The organism is Bianquea renquensis (assembly GCF_014384895.1).
GTDB lineage: Bacteria > Bacillota > Clostridia > Lachnospirales > Bianqueaceae > Bianquea > Bianquea renquensis.
Genome location: NZ_JACRSQ010000020.1, coordinates 1 through 26328, shown reverse-complemented (window position 1 = coordinate 26328; position 26328 = coordinate 1). Strand labels below are relative to the sequence as shown.

The window sequence follows — 26328 nt, the reverse complement described above, 5'->3', positions numbered from 1 at the left end:
GTGCAAGAATTTCAAGTGGGACGGCCTTTTCCACTGCCGAGGGTTGAAGAGGAGGGAGCGGTCTTTTCAGTAGAGCCTTATACCATGATGTTGATCTATCGGTATCAAAGGCCAACGGAGGAAGAGATAGCGGAGTTTACCAACGGAAAAGTTGAGCTGGCAGTGGCGGATATGCGAGGGGTGCTGCTATTTTTGTCCAAGATTGGCTCCCTGAATTGGGCGGACGCAGCCTATAGCACTCATTTGACGGACAGAAAGAAGGTGCTGCCCGATCTCGAAGAAGGGCAGGGGTATTCCCTGGATGCGTTTTTGGTGGATTGTGTGGATAACACTCTGGCTGCACACCGGCTCATCCGCATGAACACCCGTTTTTCTCGGGAGCTGCGGGGAATGCTGGAGGATGAAGAAAAGAGGCCCTTCGATCCACAGGCATTTGAACGGCAGGTGGCGGATATCTTTCGGGCGTACCGGCCTAAGGATTTAGCCAAGTTTGCCCGGCTTACGATGCGGGGATGATCCAGGATTTCCGCTGAGCTCCGCCCTGTGGAGGGATTTATACCGACGAAACGGTGACGGAAATTCGAGGTTTTTTGCCAATTTATATTGACATGCGCGCGCGATACGTTGTATGATAGACAGAAGAAAGAATCTATCCAGCACTTAAGGAGGCATTGGCATGTCGATTGTCACACAATTGGACCATCCCATGTTACAACACAAACTGACGCTGCTGCGCTCGAAGGACACCTGTTCCAAGGATTTTCGCAACATCGTCAAGGAGATCGCGATTTTGATGGCCTATGAGGTTACCCGCAATTTTCCTCTCGAGGAGATTGAGATAGAGACACCCATCGCAAAAATGAAATCGAAGATTGTGAGCGGCAAAACGGTGGCGATTGTCCCTATTCTGCGGGCTGGCTTAGGAATGGTTGATGGCGTGCTGGAAGTCATTCCGGCCGCAAAGGTGGGACATGTGGGGCTATACCGCAATGAGGAGACGCTGACACCGGTGGAATATTATTTCAAGATGCCGAAGGATATTGAGCAGCGGACGGTGATCATCACGGAACCCATGTGCGCCACAGGCGGCTCTATCATCGCGGCGGTCAACCTCTTGAAGAACCGCGGCGTAAAGAATATCAAGGTTATGTGTCTGGTGGTGGCGGAGCCTGGAATCAAGGCGGTCGAGGCCGTCCATCCAGATATCGAGATCTTCACTGTGGGCTATGATAAAGAGTTGAATGAGCGCGGGTACATCACACCGGGACTTGGCGACGCAGGGGATCGACTGTTTGGGACGAAATAAAAAGAGGAGGCGGCACCGCAGGGCAGTGGCGACCTCGCAGGAATAAGCAAAAGAGGGCTGACCACGGCGTGGCAGCCCTCTTATTGATCCTTAGAAGAGACCGCCGCGAGGCGGATCCAATTCCGAAGAATCGAAGGTTCTTCCAAAGTTTGCGTTTCTTGATGGCGCTAATCATCGTCCCTCTCGCTGTCCCAATCAAGAATAGCCCCAGATACAGCGTCGATCTCCGCCTCATATTCCATAGACCCGCTTTTGAATTCCAGCTCATAGAGGGCCCTTCCATCGTCGTAATCCAGATTCACTTTATAAAAGGTAACCGCGGAGTCGGAGAGACCGGCCTTTTCCAGCGCGATGGATTTCGCCTGGTCCTGGCTGATATAGTCTGGTGACGAAGCGTCATTCTGGCCGGAATGTTTCGCATCACAATCCCATTCCAGAATTGCGCCGCTGAAGGCGTCGATTTCATACTCGTAGTCCCCGCTGCTGCTGTAGAATTCTACATCATAGATCATCCGACCGTCGTCGTGGTCCAGCTTGACCTTAGTGAAGGTCACGTCGCCCTCCGACAGATTGGCGTGCTGTAGGGCGGCGGCTTTGGCCTTGGCGTCGCCAAGATAGGAGGCGGAGCTGTCGTTGGTGGGAATGGTAAAGTTCTCCACATCCGCGTCGAATTTTAGAATCGTGCCGTCATAGGCATCGACCTCATAGTCGTATTCTGTAGTGCCGCTGTAAAATTCCACGTCATAGTGGGCCTTTCCGTCATCGATGTCCAGCTCTGCTTTGACAAACTGGACGTCAGAAGACGAGAGCCCCGCATGGGTTAGCGCCTTCATTTTGGCGTCCTCCTCCCCGATGTAGCTCTGGGATGTGCTGGAGTTGGTGGAGTTGGCAGTGCGTTTCTGTTCCCTCTCATATTTGAGAACGGTTCCTTCCGCGGCGTCGATCTCATACTCATAATCCGTTCCGGCGCTGGAAAACTCCACCTCATAGACGACGCGCCCGTCCTCGTAGTCCAATTCGACTTTTTGAAATGCCGCCTCCGAAAGGGATACTTGTGCGTGCTCAACGGCGATGGATTTGGCTTTTTCTTCTCCGATATACGCGCCAGAGCTTGCATCGCCGACGGACGTTATCTTGTTGAGATCCGCATTTTTTGAGGAGAGCAGCAAGTTGAGGTCATTGATGGAGAGGTTGGCCATGTCCTCAAAGGTCAGGGAGGGATCCTGCTCAACCAAAAGTTGGATTACAGCGGCCTTTCCCAAGGAAATCCCATAGGTCTGCGCAAGCTGCTCTAAATCCTCCGTGCCCGTGAGGGTTTGGCTCAAGACAGCACCCTGAATGCTGCTGTCGGCCAAAAGCTTGTTGACCTCCTCTGTCAAGCGCTGGGAGAGGGCGGCACTTTTGGCTTCGTCTTCATTTTCCACTGAGATCAGAACGGAATTTCTCAGTTCATTCACATATCCATTTTTAAGCATGGAGCCGATCAGGGCGTTGAGGGCGATATCCAGGTCCACGCCCTTTAGATCCATTCCATCTAAGATAACATCCGCGTCCGTGTTGAGTGGAGTGGCGGAGAGTATTTTTTCTTGCCGGTTGATTTTAAGCTCAATGCTGGGATTGACGTCGATCTCTACGATGGAATCGACGCGGTGCAGGGATTGATATTGATATCCCATAATGAGTCCCGTCGCCAGAATGAATACGGCAGCGGCAGCGCTCAGGGCAATACGCCAGGTGCGCTTTTTAGGATGGTGGTTGATTTTCTGTATGCTGGACATAGGTAACACTCTTCCTTCCTGCTCATCGCATTGCTGAAGGACGGAGTCCAGAACGTCGGGCGTGGTCTGTTGTACGTAAGTTGCCAGTCTGTTTTCAATATCACGGTCCTTCATCGAGGATCCTCCTCCTTCATGGATTTTTTTAGCTTCTCTAAAGCACGATGGTATTTTGAAAGGACAGTCGGGAGTGGAAGATCGAGCAGTGCGGCGATCTCTCGGTGTTTAAGCGCTGTCAGAGAGTGAAGTATGACAATCTGCCGCTCTTGGTCGGTCAACCGGTTCAGGAGTGCGCTGACAAGGAGCTTGGTATCATCCGGTCCGTGGGTGACATCGGGAATCTCCCAGTCCTCCGGTGGAAGGGTGGTGACTCGTTTTTGCTCTCGAAGTTTCATGAGCGCGAGATTGCGAACGATAGTCAAGATCCAAGCCAAAGGTTTCCCCTGCGTCTTATAAGTGTGGGCATTGGCGTAAATGCGAATATACGCCTCCTGCATAATATCCTCCGCATCGTGACTGTTTTTCAAAATAGACAAGGCAAAGCCATAGACCGCGGATTTGGTCTCTGCGTAAAGCTGGGCAAGCGCTTCCTTGCTTCCGGAGGCAATTTGGAAGAGCAGGGCTTCCTCGACAGAGGCGCGCCGCGGCGAACTGTTCGAATGTGCTGATGACGTCATAACCATAGCTGTCTTCTCCTGTCAATAGAATAATGCGTGAGGAAGGTACAATATTGCATGGAAAAAAATTTTTTTTGTCCGATTGGAAAATCCGCCTTGGGCGGACCGAATGCATGTAGAAAGGAACCTCCGCTTTCATCTACAGTTTAATTGTAGCACGATTTGGAAAAATACTCAAGAAGGATTCTGCGCCTGCAACCATGATGGGATGGAAGTTTTGACAAACCGCTGTCGCGGTGCTATAATACTTTTAAAATCAAAGTACAGTATAGTATAGGAGATAAAACGATGACATCAAGAAAAGGCAGTTTGATGGGAGTCAGGGATGACATTAAAGTCCTTGACGCGACGATACGGGACGGCGGACTTTGCAATAATTTTGAGTTTACGGACGAATTCGTGACAGAACTCTATAAAATAAACATTAAATGCGGCGTAGACTATATGGAATTTGGGTACAAGGCGAGCAAAAATATGTTCCGTGAAAGTGACTTTGGAAAGTGGAAATTCTGCAATGAAGACCATATCCGCGCCATTGTTGGCGACAATATCTCGGATATGAAAATTGCTGTTATGGCAGATGTGGGGCGATGCGATTTCAAAACCGATTTCTTGCCTAAAAGCGAGAGTGTGATCGATATGGTCCGTGTCGCCTGCTATATCCATCAGATACCTGCGGCCATTGAAATGATCGAATACTTACACAATCTTGGCTATGAGACGACTTGCAATATTATGGCAATCTCACAGGCCAATTTGGATCAGGTGGAGCAGGCATTGGAAATGATCACAGCTTCCAGCGTCGATGTGATGTATCTCGTCGACAGCTTTGGGTCGCTGTACCCAGAAAATGCGTCGGAACTCGCGAAGATATATCTCACCGCCGCGGAAAAGACGGGGAAGAAAGTTGGGTTTCACGCACACAACAATCAAAATCTTGCCTTTGCCAACACGATCGAAACCATGTCCTACGGCGTCTCGTATCTCGATGCTACGGCACAGGGCATGGGGCGAGGCGCGGGAAATTGCCCGATGGAACTCCTCCTTGGCTTTCTAAAAAATCCGAAATATAACCTTTACAATCTATTGCTCTTCATCGAAAACTATATGCTTCCCCTGAAGGAACAGGGGGTTTCCTGGGGGTATGATCTCCAATATATGTTTACGGGCCAATTAAACTGCCATCCCCGTGAGGCCATTGATTTCACTGCAAAAAAACGCACTGATTATTCGGAGTTCTATAAATATTTGTTGGAAAATTATTAATCCGCTGTCGCACTATCGATCTGCCACATTTTTTCTACAGCGATGGGATATAATAAAAGACTGGAAGCACACCGAAGGAGGTTGTGAGATTGGATATTCATTCCTGCGCTATGCTATCCAATGGAAAGCAAATGCCAATGTTAGGGTTTGGGACATGGCAAATGGAAACGGACGAGGCCAAACGGTCTGTTTTAGCCGCTATCGAGATGGGTTACCGGCATATCGATACGGCGGCGGCATATCACAATGAAGAGGGAGTTGGACAGGGGATTCGGGAGAGTGCCGTTCCCAGGGAAGAAATTTTTTTGACGACCAAGCTCTGGAATACTGAACACGGCTACGACAAGACGCTTCGGGCCTTTGAGGAATCTTTGAAGCGTTTGGGCACGGAGTATGTGGATCTGTACCTGATTCATTGGCCTAAACCCTTGCGGAATGAATCCTGGAAAGCATTGGAGCGCATCTATAAGGAAGGACGGGCGAAGGCGATCGGAGTGTCCAACTTTCATCGGCACCATCTGGAAGAGCTTATGGCAGACTGTGAGATCGCGCCTATGGTGGATCAAATCGAATTTCATCCATATCTAGTTCAGGAGCCACTTCTGACGTTCTGTCGGGAGCACCAGATTCAGTACGAGGCCTGGAGCCCCCTTATGCGGGGACGGATGTTGAGCGAGCCTCTGATTGTGGAATTGGCAAAAGCCTACGGTAAAACGCCGTCGCAAATCATTCTGCGCTGGGATTTGCAGATGGGAGTCGTCACGATTCCCAAGTCATCCTCGGAGTGCCGTATGCAAGAAAATATGGGGATCTTTGATTTTGAATTATCGGCGCTGGACATGAAGAGGATTCTTCAGCTCGACCGCGGGGAGAGAAGCGGATCGGATCCGGATCATTTCAATTTTTAGAAGGGAGGAACTTATGAAAGCACACACACCCCAAAGCAGCAAAGCCGTGCTGGCCCAGATGGTATTGCCGAACCAGACGAATCCCGGCGGGAAAATCCACGGCGGCGAGATCATGAAGATGATGGACAGCGCGGCTGGTGTAGCGGCCCAGAAATATGCGCGCAGCAACGTGGTCACCGCGAGAGTGGATGAGCTTATCTTTCACAAGCCGGTTACCATCGGGCAACTGGTAACCTGTCAGGCACAGGTGATCTATACCGGCAATACGTCTATGGAGGTCTTTGTTATGGTGGAGGTGGAGGACCTGATCGATGAACAGGAGTCCTTCATTGCCCAAACCGCATTTTTTACAATGGTATCTCTGGACGCCAACGGAAGGCCCCAGAAGGTTCCTCCCATTGAGATCGACCCGGAGGATGCATATTCCTGCAAACTCTATGAAGAGGGGAAAAAACGGCATGAGATCATTCATCGGAGAAAAAATCAGAATCTCCGGGGAATCAAATCATTTCGGGAAGAATGAAATCCTACAGTTCTGGAAATCCTACCTTCGAGGTTTGTTTGAAGGAGGTTTTTTCTATGGACTTGGAAGAGAGACGGGATCTTCTCAATGAGAAGATGGCGGAACAGATTGAGATTTTGCCAGGACAGTCATTGGATGAAGCGCAGATCGGCTGGACGTCGAAGCATGTTAAAGAGTATTTGTCTCGCAGGAGAAAGGCATATATCACAACATCTCCGGATCCGGACACGGTGATCATCACGACATCCAACATGATGTTTACTATGGACAAGAAAAAGGATTATGTGCACCGCATCTCCGTCTATGACGATTTTAAGGGGCGGTTTCGAGGTGTTGGGCTGGGTTCCAGTGTACAGGATGTCTTGAATGTGACGGGTGAGATTAAAGACGATGGCGGTGTTTATGTGATACCAGGCTATCCGGGAATCTGTTTCGAGGCGTCTGAAGAGGGCATTGATTCCATGATGAGGCCTATCATTTGCTTTTCCATTGTTGATGAGGCGTATTACCAATAAAATGACATTTATTTCCCAGGAAATAGGTTTTTCGCAAAAATAGGCTACAATTTGACAGAGAATGTCAAAATGTGGCCTATTTTTTACCTAAAGGAAGGCCGCCGGAACGCGAACTTTTTTGTCCTAAAGGAAGGGAGCCAGGAGGCGGACGCAATTCTGAAGAACCGGAGGTTCTTCCAAAGTTCGCGGAACGCGAACTTTTTTATAATCGGAGGAAACTAAGAATTGCGATTCCTACCAATTCGTGATATACTAAGACCCTGAGAGAAGTAGCGATAAGAGGTGCAGAGAATGCTAAATATAAAAAACTGGAAACGATGGGTCATCGCCCTTGGGATCTTGATGCCCCTAATCTTTTTTACAGCTTGTGGCGGTACGAATCAAGGCGATTCCCGTGACATTCAGTCTTCGGAATCGGAGTGGATGGAAAGCAGTTCCGTCGTGGAATCATCGAGTCTGGAGCCGGTCTCAGAGGAGGATGAGCTCCTGGAGGACAGCGGAGAGGATTCGGAATTGGAGGAGACATCGGAAGTCGAAGAATCGGAAGAGGAAAGTTCGCAGGAGTCATCGTCAGCCCCTGCGGAGCCGGTTCAGAAGAAAAATCCATACATCATCAAGGTCAATAAAAAGATGAACTGCGTAACCATATATGGACTCGATGAAAAGGATGAGTATACCATTCCTGTCAAGGCCATGGTCTGTTCAACTGGCTCAGCGACGCCGCTGGGCACCTTTAAGACCAGCGACCGGTATCGGTGGAAGATTCTGGACGGCGACGTATGGGGACAATATTCGACACGCATAACAGGGCACATTTTGTTTCACTCGGTTCCCTATAAAGAGAAGGACAATACGACACTTAAATGGAATTACTATAATAAGTTGGGAAGTACGGCATCCGCTGGCTGCGTCCGTCTCACGACCATCGATGCCAAATGGATTTTGGACAATTGCCCTAAGGGGACTACGGTGATCATCTATAATGATTCAAATCCGGGCCCTTTAGGCAAGCCATCCGCTTTGAAGCTTCCTTCTGGGACAGGATGGGATCCCACGGACCCGGATCCTGCCAACCCGTGGAAATTAAAAGAAGCGTCGCTCAAGGGAGTGTCAGACAGAACCATCGAGTATGGCGGAAGCGTCGATGTGATGTCCGGTGTGAAAGGGTTGGATAAATGTGGCAATGACATTACGGATTCCGTCGAGGTATCCGGCTTAGTGGATGCCAATACACTGGGAACCTATTCCGTGACGTATACCGTGACAGATATCACAGGGAGCACGGCGACAGCCCAGGCTACGTTTACGGTTCAGGATACGGTTTATCCGGTGATCACCATGAATCGCGTTTTCATAGAGGAATTGGAAGAATTCAATGAGGATATGGCGCTGAAAATGGCGGAGGCCAGTGATAAAAGCGGAATCAAATCCTTTACCGCTGCGGTTGAGGCCCAATCGCCCTGGAGTTATGTTGTGCTGTACACGGCGACGGACAAGAATGGCCTGACGCAGACTTTGCAACAGACGATTGAGCGTGACCACTATGGGGAATTGACAGGCGTGGAGGATCGAACCGTGACCTCTGAAGCACAGGTGACGGAGGTGTCACACATCCAAGGAAGCGATAAGGGACAGCAGGCCGCAGTCGAGGCGGTAATCGAGAACTGCGAAGGAAATCGATATACCGTTCGATATGAGGTTGTAGGAACAAAAGCGGCGCAGACTGCTGTGATCACACTGGAGGAAGAAAGCAAGCCGGAGCCCGAGGAGAGCCAGGGGGAAGGCGTGGAACCCTCGGACTCAACAGAAGAAACTGGAGCGTGAGACATGGAACAAATTGTTCAATCATATCGAGAAAACGACACGTATCAGCTGGGTGTAAGGCTGGGGAAACAGGCTAAACCGGGGGATATCCTCTGTCTTACAGGGGATCTGGGTACAGGAAAGACCGCTTTAGCAAAGGGGATTGCGGCTGGCCTCGACATTGTAGAGGATATTGTCAGCCCCACCTTTACCATTCTCCATGAATACAGTGGCCGACTGCCCTTGTATCATTTTGACGTATATCGCCTGGAAGATGGGGAGGCGCTGTGGGACATTGGGTTTGAAGAGTATTTGGACCGAGGCGGCGTTTGTCTGATTGAGTGGGCAGATCAGATTTCAGAGCATATCCCAAAGGAGGCGCAATGGCTTCATATTGAGAAGGATCTATCCAAGGGAACGGAGTACAGAAAAATTACCATACAGGGAGGGGAAGACCAGTGATTGTACTGGCAATCGAGGCATCAGCCCAAGTGGCAAGTGTGGCGGTGCAGAGGGATGAGATGCTGATGGCGGAGCAGATGATCAATGGCAAGCTGACCCATTCCGAAACGTTAATGCCTATGGTTCAATCTGTAATGTGCCAGGCGGAGCTAGAGCCGAATGACTTAGATATGCTGGCGGTGACAGTGGGACCGGGTTCCTTCACAGGGCTTAGAATCGGTGCTGCCACAGTAAAAGGCTTAGCTCTTGGTCTGGATATTCCCGTGATGCCGCTGCCGACCTTAGAGGTATTAGCCTATGGAGCGGTTTTAGCCGATGAGCTACTCGTTCCGATTATGGATGCAAGGCGAGGTCAGGTTTATGCGGCGCTGTATCGCCGGAAGGATGACGCGCTGGGGTGTGTCCAGGAGGCTGCTGTGTTGACAGTTGAAGACCTGATTCAGCGGCTGGGGGAGCAGGAAGGTCCCTGTGTTGTATTAGGGGATGGTATTCCTCCCTATGGAGAGAGGCTTAGGGAAACGCTGGGTCCGCGGGTAAAGGTAGCGCCGCCTCATCTGCGATATCTGCGCGCGGGGGCGGCGGCAGCGCTGGCGCTGGCGCATTGTCGGGAAGGAATGTTGCCCGTCCGTGGCGATGACATAGAGCTGGTCTATCTTCGAAAGCCGCAGGCGGAGCGGGAGAGAGAAGCGAGATTGCAGCGAGAGGCGCTCCCATGATCTATCAAATTCGGCCGATGACGCTGGAGGATGTGGAAGCGGTGGCCCAGCTAGAGCAGGCATGTTTCTCCATGCCCTGGTCCCGGGAGGCCCTAGCGCATGAATTGACAGGGAACCATGGGGCACATTATCTTGTTGCGGAGGCAGAAGGAGAGATCATTGGATATGGAGGCTTTTGGCAAATTTTTGACGAGGCGCATATCACCAACATCGCAGTCAGTCAAAGATGGCGGCGTACAGGTGTGGCCTCTGAGATTTTGCAGGGCCTTGATGTCTGGTGCGAGAGCCTGGGAATTCAATATGTAACCCTGGAGGTCCGAATGAGCAATGTTGCCGCCCAGGCATTGTATGAAAAGCATGGATTCTATTCGGCGGGCATTCGGCCTGGATACTATGAGAAGCCGAGGGAAGATGCCAATATCATGTGGAAAAAACGGTAGGAGGGCAAAATGATTCGTCATATTTTTGATCAGGACTGGACTTTTTATTTGCAGGCGGAGACAGATCCAGAGGTGGAGTATGGGTTCTTGAAGCATCAGGAGGCGTCTTTATTTGCTTCCCGACATTTTGACAGTTCCTCATGGCAGAAAATTGAACTGCCCCATGACTGGGGCGTCGAGCTGCCTTTTGACCGCAACGCGGATCCCTCCCATGGACATCGTCCGATTTCAGAGCAGAGGGGAAATTTTGCGGATGAAAACGGCACGCCGCTGCGGACTAAGGCCTATCCCATCGGATGGTATCGGAAGAATTTTGTGGTCGGCGAGGATAAACGGGACCGCCGGTTCATCTTAGCCTTTGAAGGTGTATATCGGGATTGTATGGTGTGGGTGAATGGAGCGTATATCGATGGCCATCTCAGCGGCTACACAGGATTTTCTCTCGATATCACAGACCAGATCGCATTTGGGGAGAGCAATTCCATTGCGGTGCGGGTGGATGCGTCGCAGTACGAAGGTTGGTGGTATGAGGGCGCTGGCATTTACCGCCATGTGTGGCTGTATGAGGCTGGTCCAGTTCATATCCCATTGGAGGAGACGTATATTCGGGCCTTTGTTTCTGGAGAGATAGCAATCCATACAAAAGTGAGCAATCAATTGGAGCAGTCCGGCGTCTATGAAGTGGAAGCCGCCGTAACAGCGCCGGATGGAAGGAAGTTCAGCCTTGGAGTGGAGGAGGTCCAACCCAACCCATGGGAAGTGTTGGACGTACAGCTGTCAGGCGTGATTTCGAACCCGATTTTATGGGAACTGGAAAATCCTCAGCTGTATACCCTGACGCTGACAATCTATCGGGAGGGAATCCCGCTGGACGAGGAGACGACGAGCTTCGGATTTCGTGACATTGTATTTGATGCGGAAAAAGGGTGCTTCCTGAACGGCCGGCACATCGAGATCCAGGGCGTGTGTGTACACCAGGATTTTGCGGGTGTGGGCGTGGCTTTGCCGGACAGGATTACGCAGTACAAGATCGAAAAATTAAAAGAGATGGGCGTCAATGCCTATCGGTCATCCCATCATCCGCCATCGCCGGCACTTTTAGACGCCTGCGACCGGCTGGGTATGCTGGTTATGGATGAGCACCGGCAGACTTCCTCGACTCCGGAAGGACTCAGGCAGCTGACAGCGCTTGTGAAGCGGGATCGAAATCATCCCTGTGTTATTTTGTGGTCCATTGGCAATGAAGAACATCAGATCCAGTCCAATGAATTCGGGGAGCGGGCGGCGAAGACCATGATCCGAACGATTCGCCAACTGGATGACACGCGCGCTGTCACCTACGGAGGAAATAATGGCGCTGATTTTGAGGGGATCAACGGGGTCGTGGACGTTCGCGGTATCAACTATATCCGGCTCGTGGGAGACGTGGATGCCTACCATGCCGCACATCCAGGTCAGCCCATCATCGGCTCAGAAGAGGCCAGTGTTGTCATGGCGAGGGGAATCTACAAAAATGATCCGCAGACAGGCTATGTCAGTGCATACGATGAGAACACAATGTCCTGGGGGTCAACAGCGGAGGGCTGGTGGAAATTCTACCATGCACGCCCCTATCTGTGTGGTGCCTTCGTGTGGACTGGGTTTGATTACCGCGGTGAACCGTCACCCTTTGTCAATCAAGATAGCTGTTCGAATTTTGGAATCATGGATTTATGCGGCTTCCCCAAGGATGTCTACTATTACTATCAATCTTGGTGGACGGCGGAGCCGGTGCTGCATCTTATGCCACACTGGAATCATACGCCAGGGGAACCGGTTCGGGTGGTGGTGTATACCAATTGCGACGCTGTGGAGCTTTGGCTGAATCAAAAGAAAATTGGTGAACAGAGGGTGGAGCGGGATGGCTGTGCCCACTTTGCCACTATTTTTGAACCAGGCGAGCTCATGGCCATCGGGTATCAAGGAGGGAAAGAGATCTTGCGGGACATCTGTGTGACGGCGGAGGAACCTGCTGTCATTCGGATTCAACCTGATCGGAATGAAGTTGCCGCTGACGGCGATGTAGCCATACTGACGGTACAGCTGGAGGATGCCCACGGCACGCCTGTGCCCCACGCGGACCGTTTGCTTTATTTCCGTGTTCAGGGCGGTGTCCCCATCGGCGTCGGCAATGGGGATCCCGTCAGCACAGAGCCGGAGGTGTTTCCGGATCTTGTGGAGGATCACCCCCTTGGAGAGTGGTTCCTGCGACAGGGAGGCATTGTTATCCCCGTTTCTGTGGAGACGCCATGCCAGGAGAAGCCTTGGGGACGACAAGATCTTATGGAGATCACAGAGGTGGAAGAGGGGCATCCCGCTTTTAACGATCGAAAGCGCCTCATCTGGTCTGTGCAGAGTAGCCCGGAAGAGTGTAAGGAATATACCGTTTCTTTTCAGGGTGAGGGCGGAAAGGCGCAGCTGGTGTTTAAGAAGATCTATGGGGAGTATGAAATCCGACTCAATGGAACCCAGATTGCCGCGGGAAAAGACCATTCGACAAAGCACAGAGATCGGGATTGGTCTTCCTGTGTGCTGGATGTGTCCCTGGTCAAGGGTGAGAATAGGTTGACTGTTGTCTGCAAAAGCAGCACCGGGCGATGTGGACTCCATGATGGCGTGTATCGGCGCAGTACGCGGAGGGCAGTATGGTCCCGTTCAACCTTTGGAGGAAAATGTATGCTTTTAGTCCGGTCACAGCAGGAGCCCATTCATGTGGAAGCCTTTGGTCAAGGCTTGGAGAGCGGCCATGCGGTCATTGGGATAGCGCAATAACAGTACAAAGAAAACGGATGAGTCTCTCTTTGAGAGAGCCATCCGTTTTCCAATAGAAAAGTCCGCCCAAAGTTCGCGAAGCGAACTTTTTAATCTAGATTCGAAGAACCGGAGGTTTTTATTGCTTGCTGTAGATGAATTGTTCCACCGCATCCAACGTCGTGGCATTGGCGAGGGAGGGATAGGCATCCCTTGCAAATACAAGCCCCTGGTCAGTTTTGAGAAATGCAAACCGTTCGCCGTCAGAAAACCCGTAGGGGGCCAGGTCCTGCCAGTACAGTGTGGCGCCGTTTTCTGAATAGATGGAGGAGGTGTCATAGACCATAGGCATAAAGATTCCGGACATGCCAGGCCGCATGGCGGACACGACACCTGTATCCTCCACCCAGACTTCGCTGTTGATAGGGCAGGGGATGACCACGGAAGCTATTGTTCCAGGGGAGCAGTTCCCGCGGTATACAGCATCCACCGAAATCTGTGCAATGGCGCGATAGAGTTTACTGCCGTTTAAGTCAATTTCAATATTCTGTATCGACTGGATGGTACCTTTGAAAATGATCGTGTTGCTTTTGTTGATGAGCTCCTCCTCCGTGAGCACTTGCAAATCACCGGACGATCCTATGGTGGGCGCTTTTTCAATATAGCGAGCGGTTATAGAATCAGTGGAAAGTGCAAGCTGGATGTCAGTGGACGGATTTGTGAAGATGGAGGCGCCGAAGATCAGAAGAATGCAGGCCGCGGCGATGGACATCCATTTGACGCGATTTCGGCGTCGAAATTGTAAGGGGTTGGCCTGCGCGATCAGCTTTTCTTCCACAAGCCCAATTTCCTGGTATAGTTGCATTGCGTTCATCGATAAATCCCTTCTTTCTCAAGATATTGTCGGAGCCTATTTCGTGTTCGGAACAACATGGATTTAACCTTGCTTTCACTGATTCCGAACTGTTTCGCGATATCGCGGATCGAATCGGAATACCAGTACCGTCGCAAAAATACCGCGCGGCTTTCATACGGCTGTTCTCTCAGGAAGCGGTTGATGGTTTCCGCTGTCTGCCCGGCCTCATATTGGGTCTCCACACTGTGCGGGGAGACAAGACAGTCTTCTAGCTCGGAGAGGATCTGCTCAAATTTTTGATTCCGCTTTTGCGCAGTTTTATAATCATATTTATCTAGCGCAATGTTGCGCGTCAGGCGCCCAAGAAATATTGCAAGGTGGGTGGGGCGCTTAGGCGGAATGGTGTTCCACGCTGCCAGATAGACGTCATTTTCGCACTCCTCAGCATCAGCAGCATCGGACAGGATATTCCATGCGATGGTCCAACAATAGCGGCCAAATTTTTTTGCAGTTTCTGTGATGGCGGATTCGGAGCGCTTCCAGTATAAATCCAATATTTGTTCATCGTCCACATCATCATCTCCTTCACTTCTATAGTAGGATTCTGACAGAATTGGTTGCTTAAAAAAATACGCCGCCATTTCTGGGGCGCTCTGTATCCGTGCTGTCATCGGCATTGATTTTACTATATACCATAAGTGGGAGGGTGTCAAGAAGCGCATTGTGTCTGTGATTGGATGGCAACGCTCCGTCGGCGGGAAGTTGGGAAAGGGAGGTGCCCGCGAGATGGGGAGGCGACCCGAGGAGTCCGGCGTGCAAAAGGTATCTTTACTTATTCCAAAAAACTTAAATTATTTACATTGCCACTGCGGGAGGGATATGGTATACTGCAAGAAATTTACAATGGTGTAATTGTGGGGGAAAGGACAATGGCATTATATAAGAACCATATGAAGGAGAAACTGACAGAGGAGCAATTTCAAAATCCAACCAGCGAATACAGAGGCGCTCCATTCTGGGCATGGAATAACAAGTTGGACCGAGACCAGCTGCTGCGTCAGATTGAGTATTTTAAAGAAATGGGGATGGGAGGATTTCATATCCACTGCCGCGCGGGCTTGGATACGCCGTATATGGGAAAGGAATATCAATCCATCGTGGCGGCATGCTGTCAAAAAGCGAAGCAAGAGGGGCTGCTATGCTGGCTGTATGACGAAGATAGATGGCCCTCTGGCAGCGCCGGCGGCATGGTTACAAAGAATTCTGAGTATTGCCAGCGGCGGCTGATCTTTACTGCATTCGAACATCCCAGCGAAGAGTTTGTCAAAGGGGATTCGCTGACATATGGCGTCCTGTATCACATGGCGGAATACGCCATCACGGTGCAAGAGGGAATCCTCCAGGCCTATGAGCGAATTGCACCGGGAGAGATCATTCCCACATCCGCCAGGCGATGGTATGCCTATTTGACCATCGCGCCCAGAGGCGACAGCTTCAATGGGGAATCCTATGTGGATACACTGAATAAGCGGGCCATTGAAAAATTTATCGAAAAAACTCATCAAGAGTATTATCGCATTCTGGGCAGCGAGTTTGGCCGAACGATACCGGCTATATTTACCGATGAACCCCAATTTGCCTCAAAGCAGACATTGAGACGCTGCGACGAACCGCAGGAGCTCCAGATTCCATTTACCGACGACTTGGAGGAGGCATATCAGGAAGCGTACGAGGAAAGTTTACTGGATAAGCTGCCGGAGCTGTTTTGGGAATTGCCAGAAGGCGTGTCCGTCACGCGGTACCGATTTCATAATTTCGTCGCAGAACGCTTTGCAGAAAGTTTTGCCGATACAATCGGACAGTGGTGTGAAGCGCATGGGATTATGCTGACAGGTCATATGATGGCGGAGGACACGCTGATGTCGCAGACCTCGGTGCTGGGGGACGCGATGCGCTCCTATCGGAGCTTTCAGCTGCCCGGAATTGACATCTTAATGGACAGGCGGGAGTTTGCCACCGCCAAACAGGCCCAGAGCGCATCCCATCAATATGGGCGCGAAGGGGTGCTAAGTGAGCTGTATGGTGTGACCAACTGGGATTTCGATTTTCGAGGACATAAATTGCAAGGGGATTGGCAGGCCGCATTGGGAGTTACAACCCGCGTTCCCCATCTGACATGGGTCAGCATGAAGGGGGAGGCAAAACGGGATTATCCAGCTTCCATCGGCTATCAATCGCCCTGGTATCAGCAGTATTCCTTGGTGGAGGACCATTTTGCAAGAGTAAACACAGCGCTGACTAGAGGGAAAGCGCGCGTTCGAGTCGGAGTCATCCATCCAGTCGAAAGTGTTTGGCTTTACTATGGATCGAATGAAAAGACCGGCGCCATCCGGGAAGAATTGCAGGAAAATTTCCAAAACCTCCTGCAATGGATGCTTTTTGGTCTCATTGATTTTGATTACATCTGCGAATCCCTACTGCCCTCCCAGTGTTCCGTGAAGGAAACGGATGTGCTGCAAGTGGGGCAGATGCAATACGAGGCAGTCGTTGTGCCGGGCTGTGTCACACTCAGGTCTTCGACATTGGAGAGTCTGGAAGCCTTTGCCCGAGGTGGAGGCCGTGTTATATTTGTGGGCGAGCCGGCGCCATATACGGATGCGCAGCCGTCAAACAGAGCGGCCGCACTGGCTGCGAAGAGCGAAACCGTTCCGTTTTCAAAAAAGCGGGTATTAGATGCCTTAGAGCCATTCCGAGACTTGGATATTATCTCCGTTAACGGAGTATACAGTGAGTGGGGCGGAAGAGGAGCAGGAGCACGCACGGAGCGGCTGTTGTATCAGATGCGGCAGGATGGCGAAGATCGATGGCTTTTTATAGCCCATGGCCTTCCCATGCTCAACCCGGACATCCCCTATCGGGAGAGTATTGAAATACAGCTGGCAGGTGAGTGGAAGCCTACCCTCTATCATACCATGTCCGGCAGCATCACGCCGGTACCAGCGCGGTATCAGAACGGAAAAACCCAGATTACCTGTGAGTTCTATGAGCATGACAGCCTTCTCTTCCTGCTAGAACCTGGGACAAGAGCCACAACCCTCACCAGGGAGGCGGATCGGCCGGGAGAGGGGGAAATCGTAGAATTTCCAGACATCCTGCCGATTACGAAATCAGCACCCAACGTGTTGTTGCTGGACATGGCAGAATTTAAGATCGATAGAGGCCCATGGAAACCTAGGGAAGAGATTTTGCGCATCGATAAAAAGGTAAGAGAGGCACTGCACATTCAGCGTTCCCATGTACAGCCGTGGACGATCCAGGAGACGGGGAAAGCCCGCCATATGGTCCGCCTTCGATATACCATCGAATGCCAGTATCCCGCTAGAAATCTGACCCTAGCGCTAGAAAATCAAGAAGAGACACGAATTTTTCTGGATGATTGCGAGATCGAGAAGAAAGTACAGGGGTATTTCACCGACGAGGAGATCGAAACCATAGCATTGCCGGATTTAGAAGAGGGAACCCATCATCTGGAACTGGAGCTGCCCTATTCAGAAAAAACATACCTGGAAGCGTGTTACGTGATCGGAGAATTTGGGGTGCAGGTTATCGGGAGCCAGGCGAGCCTGGTAGAGCCAGTCCAGCAACTGGAATTTGGCAGCTGGACCGAGCAGGGGTTGCCATTTTACGGACAAAATATAACGTATCACATTCCCATCAAATTGGAAAAAGCGGGGACGCTACAGGTTCAGGCAACAAAATTTCGCTGCCCTCTCTGGAAGGTCTATCTAGATGGAGATGAGAAGGCGGCGGTGGCGTTTGCGCCTTACACGGCGGAGATCCCTGATGTTGCGGCGGGACAGCATGAGGTGGCGATTGAGGTGTTTGGAAATCAGATTAACACCTTTGGCTGTGTTCACAACTGCAATGAGCAGTTGCGGTGGTTTGGCAGTGGGGCCTGGAAGACGGAGGGCGCTAGCTGGGCATATGAGTATCAACTAAAACGCTGTGGAATTCTTAAAAAGCCAGAAATCCGGCTTTTGGAAAATAAGGAGTGAGGATGAGTATGGAATGGATTCTGTTAGGAACAGGGGCGGCCGACTGGCAGAAACCGCGGGAGAATGGGGAATACAGAGGGTATACGAGTGCGCTGCTTGACAGCCATATTTTGCTGGACTGTACGGAGCATTCTCTCCGAAAAATGCAAGAGCTGGGGATTGAATGGGCGCAAGTGACGGATCTTTTCTTTACCCACAGCCATGACGACCACTGTGATGTGGAAGCGGTCCAGGCTATTGCCGAGGCGCGTCAAAAGGTTCATGGCAGCCCTCTGCGGATCTACGGGGAGGGTTCGTGGATCCAGACGCTGTTTGCGCCGGAAGAGAGCTGCTGGCAAGTTTCACGGCTCAGCGCCTACGAGGAGGTCAGCTGCGGGGACTATCGATTGCTTCCCCTGGCAGCCAACCATAGGACGGAGCGGGAGACGGAGATTGCGCTCTCCTATTTAGTTCGAAGGGGAGGGCACGCAGTCTTGTACGCTCTCGATGGCGCCTGGATGTTAAACAAGACCTGGCAGGTTCTGCGGAAAACAACAATCGATGCCTGGATTGTGGACTGTACCATAGGAGACGGGCATGAGGGAGATTATCGGATTTTCGAGCATAACAGCCTGCCCATGGTGAGAGCGATGGCCAACACGTTGATGGCAAAAACCCCCTATGGACCGCCGGTTCTAAAGCAAGGAGCGCCCATTATTCTCAATCACCTGGCCAAAACGCTGCATCCCTGCCAGGAAGAGCTAGAACAAAGGTTACAACCGCCCTTTGTGGTTGCAAGGGATGGAATGCGGTTCCGGATCGGCTAGCACCCGCCGCTCCACAAACCAGGCGGGATCTTCAAAAAATAGATAGGTTTGTTTCCCCAAAATCCGGCAGGTATACCGGATTCCCCGGCCGCCAGCTTTTAAGCTGGCGCCCGGCCGTATATCCAGAATCCGGTCGATGGAAAATACGCGGCCATCCTCCCATCGAATGGATTTTGGCGTCATCGTACCGGCCTCGTCAAAGAGAACCAAGACTTGGACAAATACTTTTTCGTGCATGGCAGACTCCTTTCCTCTTTTAGCCGGCTCGGTGCCGGTAAAAACTTTCAGGGTGGATCACATGATCGGACTCCGGATTCAGGGCAGACAACCCAGAATCTGTTAACATGATGCCGCGCTGAATGCAGGAATGACCAAAGCGATGGCGCAGGTTGTCGATGGACTGCTCCAGCAGCGACTGTTTTTCAAGATAAATCTGATCCGGCAAAAGAGAGAGCTGTCTGGGACCTGTGCTTTCCAGATCACAGGCGCGCACCCCTAAACTGCGGATGGGGGTATTAGGGCCGTGTTCCAGGTAGAGGGAAAAGGCTGTTTCAAACAACTCCTGGGAAGTCTGTCCGGGCTGAGCCAGCTTTTTTTGCCGCTCAATTGAGATCAAGGCGGCATCCCGGATCCAGAGCTGGACGGTGCGGCAGCAAAATTCATGGCGGCGCAGGCGGGCGGCGACACTCTCACACAAAATATAGAGTGTAAGTTTTACATCGTCGTCAGAAACGAGATCGCGGGGCGTCGTGGTGCTGTTGCCGATGGATTTGATCCACGCCTTTGCCTCCTCGTGGGCGACGGGGGATGCGTCATCGCCCCTGGCCCAACGCTGTAGCCGCAAGCCAACGCGGCCTAGAAGGGATTGAAGCAGGGCGGGAGTCGCGTTGGCCAGCTGTCCGATCGTCAAGATGCCATGCCGGCGAAGCTTATTTTGCGTCGCGGGGCCGACAAAGAGCAGTGTTTCCACCGGCAGAGGCCAAATGCGGGCGGACATCTGCTCCCGTGGAATATAGATGGTGGCGTCCGGCTTCTTTAAATCCGATGCCAGCTTTGCAAAGATTTTGTTGAAGGAGACGCCGATGGAGGCAGTTACGCCCAGCTCACTGCGAATAAGAGAACGGATCTTACCCGCGATGGTTTGGCCGTCCCCGAAAAGGGAGGTGCTGGCGGTTACATCCAACCAGCATTCATCAAGTCCAAAACTTTCGATTTGATCGGTAAAGCGCCCGTAGATTTGCCGGACTAGATGGGAGTAGCGGAGATAGCGGTCATAATTGGCTGTGACAAACTGGATGTCAGGGCACGCTTGCCTTGCCATCCACAGAGGCTGCCCTGTCTGAACGCCAAAGGCTTTGGCGATATAATTTTTTGCAAGGACAATCCCGTGGCGCAGCTGTGGATCTCCCACCACAGCCACCGGCCGTCCTCGAAGAGACGGCTGATACAGGCATTCCACAGAAGCGTAGAAATTATTTAAATCTGAGTGAAGAATAACGCGCTGCAAAGGATCACCACCAATAAGAACTTGTGTTCGCATATAGTATAGCGCAGCAGCGCAAAAAAAACTAGCGGTAAAATAAGGAAAAACTAAAGATAAATGGAATCCCATCGATAAAATTGGTGGGATTTTTTAAATTTAACATTTCGCAAACATCTTGCCAACCTTTTAAAAACAAGTATATCGTAATATGAGCATCAATACGCGTGGTCAGCAGCACACACTTGTCAGGATTGAACCGCCGCGTACCGAACGGCATCCACGGCGGTGTGAGAGGTTACACGATGCATTTCAGGGGTGGCAATATGAAACGAATCTTACGGTATTATGTCAATAAAAAAGAAGTGGAACGGGAATATAACGTCATTCCGTTTCGGTATATTCTCGCCATACTTATTACTGTATTTGAAGTGGCGGCGATTATAGGAATTCTTGTCGCTCTCTGCTATTATGTGCCGTATTTTTATGTCCTGTGTTGGATCACGGAGACCGCCTGCGTTATAAACATAATCGCCTCGGACGACAACCCCGACTATAAGGTTCCGTGGCTTTTGTTCGTGATGATTCTGCCGGTTGCTGGATTTATGCTGTATTTCATTTTCTATTCCCGCAAGCTCAAGCGCAAGTATGTCAGACGGCTGAAAGCCTTGAAAGACAACGCATATCACAAGAATGACGGTGAACTTATTGAGAAACTGCGCAGGGAAAATCCGGTGGCCGCGTCTCAGGCCAAAATGCTGTGTTACATTGCGGAAGCGCATCTGTTTGCCGATACCAGGCAGACCTATTTTCCGTTGGGCGAAGATATGCACCTACAGATCCTCTCCGATCTTCATAAGGCGGAACGGTTCATTTACATGGAATATTTCATTATCGAAGAAGGAAAGTTCTGGAACTCGATATTGGATATTCTCAAAGAGAAAGCTGCCGCCGGTGTCGATGTGAAGATCGTCTATGACGATGTCGGCTGTATGGTGACATTGCCCGGGGATTACTGTAAAACTCTCAAATCCTATGGAATTGACGCGACTCCGTTTTCAAGACTGAAAGGAAATGCCGACAGCGAATTTAACAACCGCAGCCACCGTAAAATTTCTGTGATCGACGGCAAGGTTGGGTATACCGGCGGCATCAATCTCGCAGATGAATATATCAATGAATTTGAAAAGCACGGTCATTGGAAGGATACCGGCATAAGGCTTGAAGGTGAAGCGGTATGGGAGATGACAAAACTGTTCCTGATTGACTTCGGCATCAATGTAAAGAGGATGCCCGACATGAAAGCGGAGATGTTTCCGGAGCAAAAAGACATCAGGGAAGAAGGATACATCATTCCTTTCGGCGACGGCCCGCATCCGCTTTATAAGCGCAGAGTGGGAAAAAGCGTCATTCAGAACATGCTGAACGGCGCCACACGCTATGTATATATGACAACGCCTTACCTCATCATCGACAACGATTTGTGTTTAAGCATTGAAAATGCCGCCCTTCGCGGAGTGGAGGTCAGAATTATTGTTCCGCATATTCCCGACAAAAAGCTCGTATTCGGCATGACGCGGAGCTTCTACAAACGGCTGATGGATGCTGGTGTACATATCTATGAGTACAAACCCGGCTTCATCCACGCAAAATCGTATCTTGCCGATGATGAATATGCAATGATTGGAACAATCAATCTCGACTACAGAAGTCTGGTTCACCACTTTGAGAACGGTGTGTGGATGTATCGGTGTGAATCCATCGGGGACCTGAAACATGACATGGAGGCGACCTTTGAAAAGAGTATCAGGGTAACGCCGGATGTGTGTAAAACCAATTTGATTCAGAGATTCATCCGTGCGGTGGTCCGGATTTTTGCCCCGATGCTGTAAAAAAGTTTTATATTAACAAAACATAAATAAAACTCAAAACTTTCAAAAACAACCCATGATTATAATAGGCCCATAAGTAGTATGACGCATCAAAAACAAAGCAGAAAGAGGGAGCAGTTATGAACAGAAACGATCAGGAATATTTAGTACAGAAGATCCGCACGCAGTATACTGAAAAGGAACACACCCAGCTTGACGCTCTCAGAGAGCTTGACGCCAAGGTAAAACGTCCGGCAAATGTGTTTTCCTACATATTCGGCAGCGTCGGCGCTATCATTATGGGCAGCGGCATGAGTCTTGTTATGACCGACATCGGCTCCACCCTCGGCATGAACAGCACAATGGCCCCCGGCATTAGTATCGGTCTTGTAGGCTTATTTATGGCAATCATCAACTATCCCATCTACAAAGGCATTCTGAACGGCCGCAAGAAGAAATATGCGGATCAGATTATGGAGCTCAGCGATAAAATCATGGGCAGTCGCTGACAGCATTCTAATAAAATTAAATTGTGATGGAGGAGAACAGAAGAATGGCAAACTTTTTAAAAGATGCATTCAGGGAAATGAAGGAAAGCGCAAAGTAAATAGTCCCTGAACGGCAAGCGAGACAATGAAGCCCTTGTCTCGCTTTTGTCATTTACCGCGGATACGGTACATACAGCACTTAGAAGAGGGGCGCTAGTGGCTTTATCGGCTAGTCAGTTGAAAATAATTTGAAAAAGAATCAAACGGAAACAAAACTTTAACATTTATGAGATATAATTAAATGCAGGAGGTGATGATACGATGTTTCAGATATTGGTAGTAGAAGATGATTCGGATTTGAGCCGTACTGTCTGTACATTTTTGAATAACAGCGGCTACGAGGCGACGGGCTGCCTGAATGCAACCGACGCTTATGACGCCATGTATGATAAAACATTTGATTTAATTGTATCCGACATTATGATGCCGGATACAGATGGGTTTGCGTTTGCGGAGACAGTTCGCTCTCTGAATGAGGATATTCCGATCCTGTTTATGACAGCGAGGGATGATTTCGCGTCCAAGCAGCGCGGATTTCGCATCGGGATAGACGATTATATGGTAAAGCCTATCGATCTCGACGAGCTGTTTTTGCGCATCGGCGCTTTGCTCCGGCGCTCCAAAATAGCCTCCAGCCGCAGACTTGAAGTTGGCAAATTTACAATGGATGCCGACGAGCACACTGCATACTTGGGAGACGAAGAGATTCAGCTTACGATGCGGGAATTTAACATTCTATATAAGCTCTTATCGTATCCCAAGAAGACCTTTACCCGCCAACAGTTGATGGAGGAATTTTGGAATGCCGATACAGAGACAGCTCCCCGCGCCGTTGACGTGTATATGACTAAGCTGCGCAGTAAACTCAGCGGCTGTGACAGCTTTGAAATCGTTACGGTCCACGGATTGGGATATAAGGCGGTAGTGAAATGAAATTGCTAAAATGTCTCGGTTCATATATCATTACGTTTTTGGCTTATTTTTTGCTCTGCGCTTTTGTCATCACGGTTTCCTTTCTTTTATTCTTCTGGAATTTCGGTGAAATAGACGAGGCACGGCTTCACTTTACTGCAATTGTGACATTCTGTAATGTGCTGTTCATCACTCTGCTCTTTACGGTCGGAGACATCATTCGCCGTAGGTTCACGGTAGATCGCCCTGTAAAAGAGATACAAGAGGTACTCGACCGATTGACAAACGGTGACTACAGTGCGAGAGTTTCCGAATCATTCATTGCGGGAAAATACAGCAAGTTCGGTGATATTGCAGAGAGTATCAACGATCTTGCAGCGGAGCTTTCCGGCGTGGAAACCCTGCGCGCTGACTTCATTTCCAATGTATCGCATGAGCTCAAGACGCCCCTTGCCGTTATGCAGAACTACGGTACTATGCTCCAGCAACCGGGACTTCCCGAGGAAAAACGCATGGAATATGCAAAGTCCGTCAGCGATGCCTGCCGCAGGCTGGCGCACTTGATTACAAATATTTTGAAACTGAATAAGCTGGAAAACCAACAGATATTCCCTACCGTTGCGGAATATGACCTGAGTGAACAGGTTGTCGAATGTCTCTTGCAGTTTGAAAATACATGGGAGAAAAAGAATATCGATATTGAAACCGACATACCCGACGGGGTGAGGATACGCGCAGACGCGGAGCTGCTCACCCTTGTCTGGAACAACCTGCTGTCCAATGCCTTCAAGTTTACAGGGGAGGGCGGTACTGTGGGGGTATATCTTTCTACTGACGAAAAATATGCGATCGTAAAGGTTTCCGACACAGGCTGCGGTATGAAACCGGAGGTCGGCGCTCATATTTTTGATAAATTCTATCAGGGCGATACATCCCATGCAACACAGGGCAACGGTCTGGGTCTTGCCCTTGTCAAACGGGTTGTGGGTATTATGCAGGGGGAGATCGGTGTCGAAAGCGTCTATGGACAAGGCAGCACCTTTACGGTAAAAATACGGAGGTGCTAGATTGATATGGCAGATTGGAAGAAGGCCGGCAAAAAACTGCTTTTCCCACCGGTGTGGCTGATTGTCATAGTAGCTGTTATAAGCGCCGCCGCCTTGGCTGTTGTTTTTATGGAAGGGTTGGATACGTCACCAATAGTTTGGGTTTCCGGCTTGGTATACGCGGTATATGTGCTGGCATTTTACTCGCTTACGGTAATCTGTGCAGCCTGTGCTCTCGTATTTCCGGGATGTTACCGAAAAATTAAACAGATGATTTACCATACTAAGTTCGGCAACAAGTATATGACCGACGCAGCGTACAGAACTCATTTTTCCCTCTGTGTCTCGCTGGGTATCAATCTTCTGTATGTTGCGGCCAACTTGTTTTCCGGTATTTGGTACCGTTCAGTTTGGTCCATGACCCTGGCAGCGTATTACATAATTTTAGCGGTGATGCGCTTTTTGCTGCTTCGATTTGCTAACAAAATCGGGATAGGAAATGACCGGGTACAAGAACTCCGCCGTTCAAAACTTTGCGGCATAATCCTTATGACGGTCAATTTTGTCCTTTCCGGCGTTGTGGTTTTGGTAATCGTCCAAAACAAGGGATTTGAGTATAGCGGTATCGTACTGTATGTGATGGCAATGTATACGTTCTATGTGACGGTGAATTCGACCCTCAATATCTTTAAGTACCGAAGATATAACAGTCCAGTAATGTCTACGGCAAAAACAATCAGCTTAGCGGCGGCACTGGTTTCGATGCTTTCGCTTACAACCGCTATGCTTTCTCAGTTCGGCGCCGAAAACAAAACGCCTCATTTCAATCAAATCATGGTTGGGGCAACCGGCGCAGGAGTATGTGTGATTGTGGTGACAATGTCTGTTTATACCATTGCGCGCACAAACAAAGAATTAAAAAAGCTGAGAGTTACGAATTCTCAAACATAACGTTATCACCATAGAAACAGGCAGGCAGTATCCTATATTTCAGAACATAAAAGGAGAGTGGCACAATGGAAAATCAGGATAAAGAAAAATTCAGTTACACGTATTCCGCCAAAGAACAGGAAGAGATCAATCGAATCCGTAAAAAGTATATGGCTGAAGAGAATAAGATGGAACAGCTTCGCCGTCTGGATGCCGGCGTTACTGAAAAAGCGACTGCCGTATCTATAATAGTCGGCATAGCCGGCGCCTTGATAATGGGTATCGGAATGTGCTGCGCTATGGTTTGGCAGGGAATATGGTTTATTCCCGGCATTGTGATCGGGCTAGCCGGCATAGTGGTTGTGGCGATGGCATATCCGATCTATCAGAAAATTCTCAAAAAGGAACGTGAAAAGATTGCTCCCGAAATCATTCGCCTGACGGATGAATTGATGAAATGAGGTAAGGGCTACACCGCATCCCGCATAGCGACTGTCCTTTAGAGTGCGACTCTAAAGGACAGTTTTTGTTTGCCCAGCATGGGCGTTCTCTAACGGGTGAAAGTCCCGAGTGCGCGTAGGCAACGACGAAGCACATAGCCGAACAGCAAGGGTGTCCATCGCGAGGTGGAATCTGAAAGAAG

At 50.1% G+C, this 26328-nt stretch carries 25 protein-coding genes; 19 read left to right on the top strand and 6 right to left on the bottom strand.

The window, feature by feature from the left end; all coding sequences use genetic code 11:
- Both H8730_RS12565 and upp read left to right on the top strand, forming a co-directional pair.
- Complete coding sequence (locus tag H8730_RS12565) at window positions 1-516, top strand: hypothetical protein (protein WP_177714034.1); 516 nt, start codon at window positions 1-3, stop codon at window positions 514-516.
- A gap of 160 nt (window positions 517-676) precedes the next feature.
- A complete protein-coding gene (gene upp, locus H8730_RS12560; protein ID WP_177714035.1) occupies window positions 677-1306 on the top strand; it encodes a uracil phosphoribosyltransferase in 630 nt (209 codons plus the stop codon).
- 167 nt (window positions 1307-1473) lie between these two features.
- Here upp and H8730_RS12555 read toward each other — a convergent pair whose 3' ends face one another.
- Window positions 1474-3198: a PepSY domain-containing protein gene (locus H8730_RS12555; protein WP_177718810.1), complete on the bottom strand. Its 1725-nt coding sequence runs from the start codon at window positions 3196-3198 to the stop codon at window positions 1474-1476.
- A complete protein-coding gene (locus H8730_RS12550) occupies window positions 3195-3764 on the bottom strand; it encodes an RNA polymerase sigma factor (RefSeq protein ID WP_177718812.1) in 570 nt (189 codons plus the stop codon). The genes H8730_RS12555 and H8730_RS12550 overlap by 4 nt, the downstream gene beginning before the upstream one ends.
- Before the next feature lie 282 nt (window positions 3765-4046).
- Between H8730_RS12550 and H8730_RS12545 the strand changes: the two genes are divergently transcribed.
- The 9 genes from H8730_RS12545 (at window position 4047) to galA (ending at window position 13202) form a co-directional block, all read left to right on the top strand.
- On the top strand, window positions 4047-5024 hold the full coding sequence (locus H8730_RS12545; protein ID WP_177718814.1) for an aldolase catalytic domain-containing protein: 978 nt from the start codon (window positions 4047-4049) through the stop codon (window positions 5022-5024).
- A 110-nt stretch (window positions 5025-5134) separates the two neighbouring features.
- Window positions 5135-5932 carry an aldo/keto reductase gene (locus tag H8730_RS12540; protein WP_177718837.1) on the top strand — a complete coding sequence of 266 codons (798 nt, stop codon included), beginning with the start codon at window positions 5135-5137 and terminating at the stop codon, window positions 5930-5932.
- Window positions 5933-5945: 13 nt separating this feature from the next.
- Window positions 5946-6455 carry an acyl-CoA thioesterase gene (locus H8730_RS12535; RefSeq protein ID WP_177718816.1) on the top strand — a complete coding sequence of 170 codons (510 nt, stop codon included), beginning with the start codon at window positions 5946-5948 and terminating at the stop codon, window positions 6453-6455.
- Window positions 6456-6511: 56 nt separating this feature from the next.
- Window positions 6512-6970 carry a hypothetical protein gene (locus H8730_RS12530; protein WP_177718818.1) on the top strand — a complete coding sequence of 153 codons (459 nt, stop codon included), beginning with the start codon at window positions 6512-6514 and terminating at the stop codon, window positions 6968-6970.
- Between the two features lie 291 nt (window positions 6971-7261).
- On the top strand, window positions 7262-8794 hold the full coding sequence (locus H8730_RS12525) for a L,D-transpeptidase family protein (RefSeq protein ID WP_177718820.1): 1533 nt from the start codon (window positions 7262-7264) through the stop codon (window positions 8792-8794).
- Between the two features lie 3 nt (window positions 8795-8797).
- A complete protein-coding gene (tsaE, locus tag H8730_RS12520) occupies window positions 8798-9235 on the top strand; it encodes a tRNA (adenosine(37)-N6)-threonylcarbamoyltransferase complex ATPase subunit type 1 TsaE (protein WP_177718822.1) in 438 nt (145 codons plus the stop codon).
- Complete coding sequence (gene tsaB, locus H8730_RS12515; protein WP_177718824.1) at window positions 9232-9951, top strand: tRNA (adenosine(37)-N6)-threonylcarbamoyltransferase complex dimerization subunit type 1 TsaB; 720 nt, start codon at window positions 9232-9234, stop codon at window positions 9949-9951. Before tsaE ends, tsaB begins: the two co-directional genes overlap by 4 nt.
- Window positions 9948-10391, top strand: a complete 444-nt coding sequence (rimI, locus tag H8730_RS12510) for a ribosomal protein S18-alanine N-acetyltransferase (protein ID WP_177718826.1) — start codon at window positions 9948-9950, stop codon at window positions 10389-10391. Before tsaB ends, rimI begins: the two co-directional genes overlap by 4 nt.
- A gap of 9 nt (window positions 10392-10400) precedes the next feature.
- Window positions 10401-13202 carry a beta-galactosidase GalA gene (gene galA, locus H8730_RS12505; RefSeq protein ID WP_177718828.1) on the top strand — a complete coding sequence of 934 codons (2802 nt, stop codon included), beginning with the start codon at window positions 10401-10403 and terminating at the stop codon, window positions 13200-13202.
- A 118-nt stretch (window positions 13203-13320) separates the two neighbouring features.
- Here the strand turns inward: galA and H8730_RS12500 are convergent, their stop codons facing one another.
- Together H8730_RS12500 and H8730_RS12495 are read right to left on the bottom strand one after the other, a co-directional pair.
- Window positions 13321-14055 (bottom strand): hypothetical protein, encoded by a 735-nt coding sequence (locus tag H8730_RS12500; RefSeq protein WP_177718830.1) that lies wholly within the window; start codon window positions 14053-14055, stop codon window positions 13321-13323.
- Window positions 14052-14609: a sigma-70 family RNA polymerase sigma factor gene (locus H8730_RS12495; protein ID WP_177718831.1), complete on the bottom strand. Its 558-nt coding sequence runs from the start codon at window positions 14607-14609 to the stop codon at window positions 14052-14054. Before H8730_RS12495 ends, H8730_RS12500 begins: the two co-directional genes overlap by 4 nt.
- 357 nt (window positions 14610-14966) lie before the next feature.
- Here H8730_RS12495 and H8730_RS12490 point away from each other — a divergent pair, with 357 nt between their 5' ends.
- Window positions 14967-18092 (top strand): glycosyl hydrolase family 2 protein, encoded by a 3126-nt coding sequence (locus H8730_RS12490; protein ID WP_249289879.1) that lies wholly within the window; start codon window positions 14967-14969, stop codon window positions 18090-18092.
- An 8-nt stretch (window positions 18093-18100) separates the two neighbouring features.
- Window positions 18101-18898, top strand: coding sequence for an MBL fold metallo-hydrolase (locus tag H8730_RS12485; protein WP_177718835.1), 798 nt, complete (start codon window positions 18101-18103; stop codon window positions 18896-18898).
- Here H8730_RS12485 and H8730_RS12480 read toward each other — a convergent pair.
- Together H8730_RS12480 and H8730_RS12475 are read right to left on the bottom strand one after the other, a co-directional pair.
- Window positions 18845-19135: a hypothetical protein gene (locus H8730_RS12480; RefSeq protein ID WP_346726580.1), complete on the bottom strand. Its 291-nt coding sequence runs from the start codon at window positions 19133-19135 to the stop codon at window positions 18845-18847. The two genes, H8730_RS12485 and H8730_RS12480, sit on opposite strands and share 54 nt — an antisense overlap.
- Window positions 19136-19154: 19 nt before the next feature.
- Entirely contained in the window at window positions 19155-20405 is a 1251-nt protein-coding gene (locus H8730_RS12475; protein WP_177720230.1) for a DNA polymerase Y family protein, read from the bottom strand.
- Between the two features lie 299 nt (window positions 20406-20704).
- On the opposite strand from H8730_RS12475, the gene cls reads away from it, so the two are divergent.
- From cls to H8730_RS12445, 6 genes are all read left to right on the top strand, one after another.
- The gene (gene cls / locus H8730_RS12470; RefSeq protein WP_177720231.1) at window positions 20705-22270 is read left to right on the top strand and encodes a cardiolipin synthase; all 1566 of its coding nucleotides are present in this window, start codon (window positions 20705-20707) and stop codon (window positions 22268-22270) included.
- A gap of 119 nt (window positions 22271-22389) precedes the next feature.
- Complete coding sequence (locus H8730_RS12465) at window positions 22390-22758, top strand: dihydropteridine reductase (RefSeq protein ID WP_177720232.1); 369 nt, start codon at window positions 22390-22392, stop codon at window positions 22756-22758.
- A 300-nt stretch (window positions 22759-23058) separates the two neighbouring features.
- A complete protein-coding gene (locus H8730_RS12460; protein ID WP_177720233.1) occupies window positions 23059-23730 on the top strand; it encodes a response regulator transcription factor in 672 nt (223 codons plus the stop codon).
- The gene (locus H8730_RS12455; RefSeq protein ID WP_177720234.1) at window positions 23727-24776 is read left to right on the top strand and encodes a HAMP domain-containing sensor histidine kinase; all 1050 of its coding nucleotides are present in this window, start codon (window positions 23727-23729) and stop codon (window positions 24774-24776) included. Before H8730_RS12460 ends, H8730_RS12455 begins: the two co-directional genes overlap by 4 nt.
- A gap of 6 nt (window positions 24777-24782) precedes the next feature.
- Window positions 24783-25706, top strand: coding sequence for a hypothetical protein (locus H8730_RS12450; RefSeq protein ID WP_177720235.1), 924 nt, complete (start codon window positions 24783-24785; stop codon window positions 25704-25706).
- 65 nt (window positions 25707-25771) lie between these two features.
- Window positions 25772-26146 (top strand): hypothetical protein, encoded by a 375-nt coding sequence (locus H8730_RS12445; RefSeq protein ID WP_177720236.1) that lies wholly within the window; start codon window positions 25772-25774, stop codon window positions 26144-26146.
- Window positions 26147-26328: the final 182 nt, after the last annotated feature.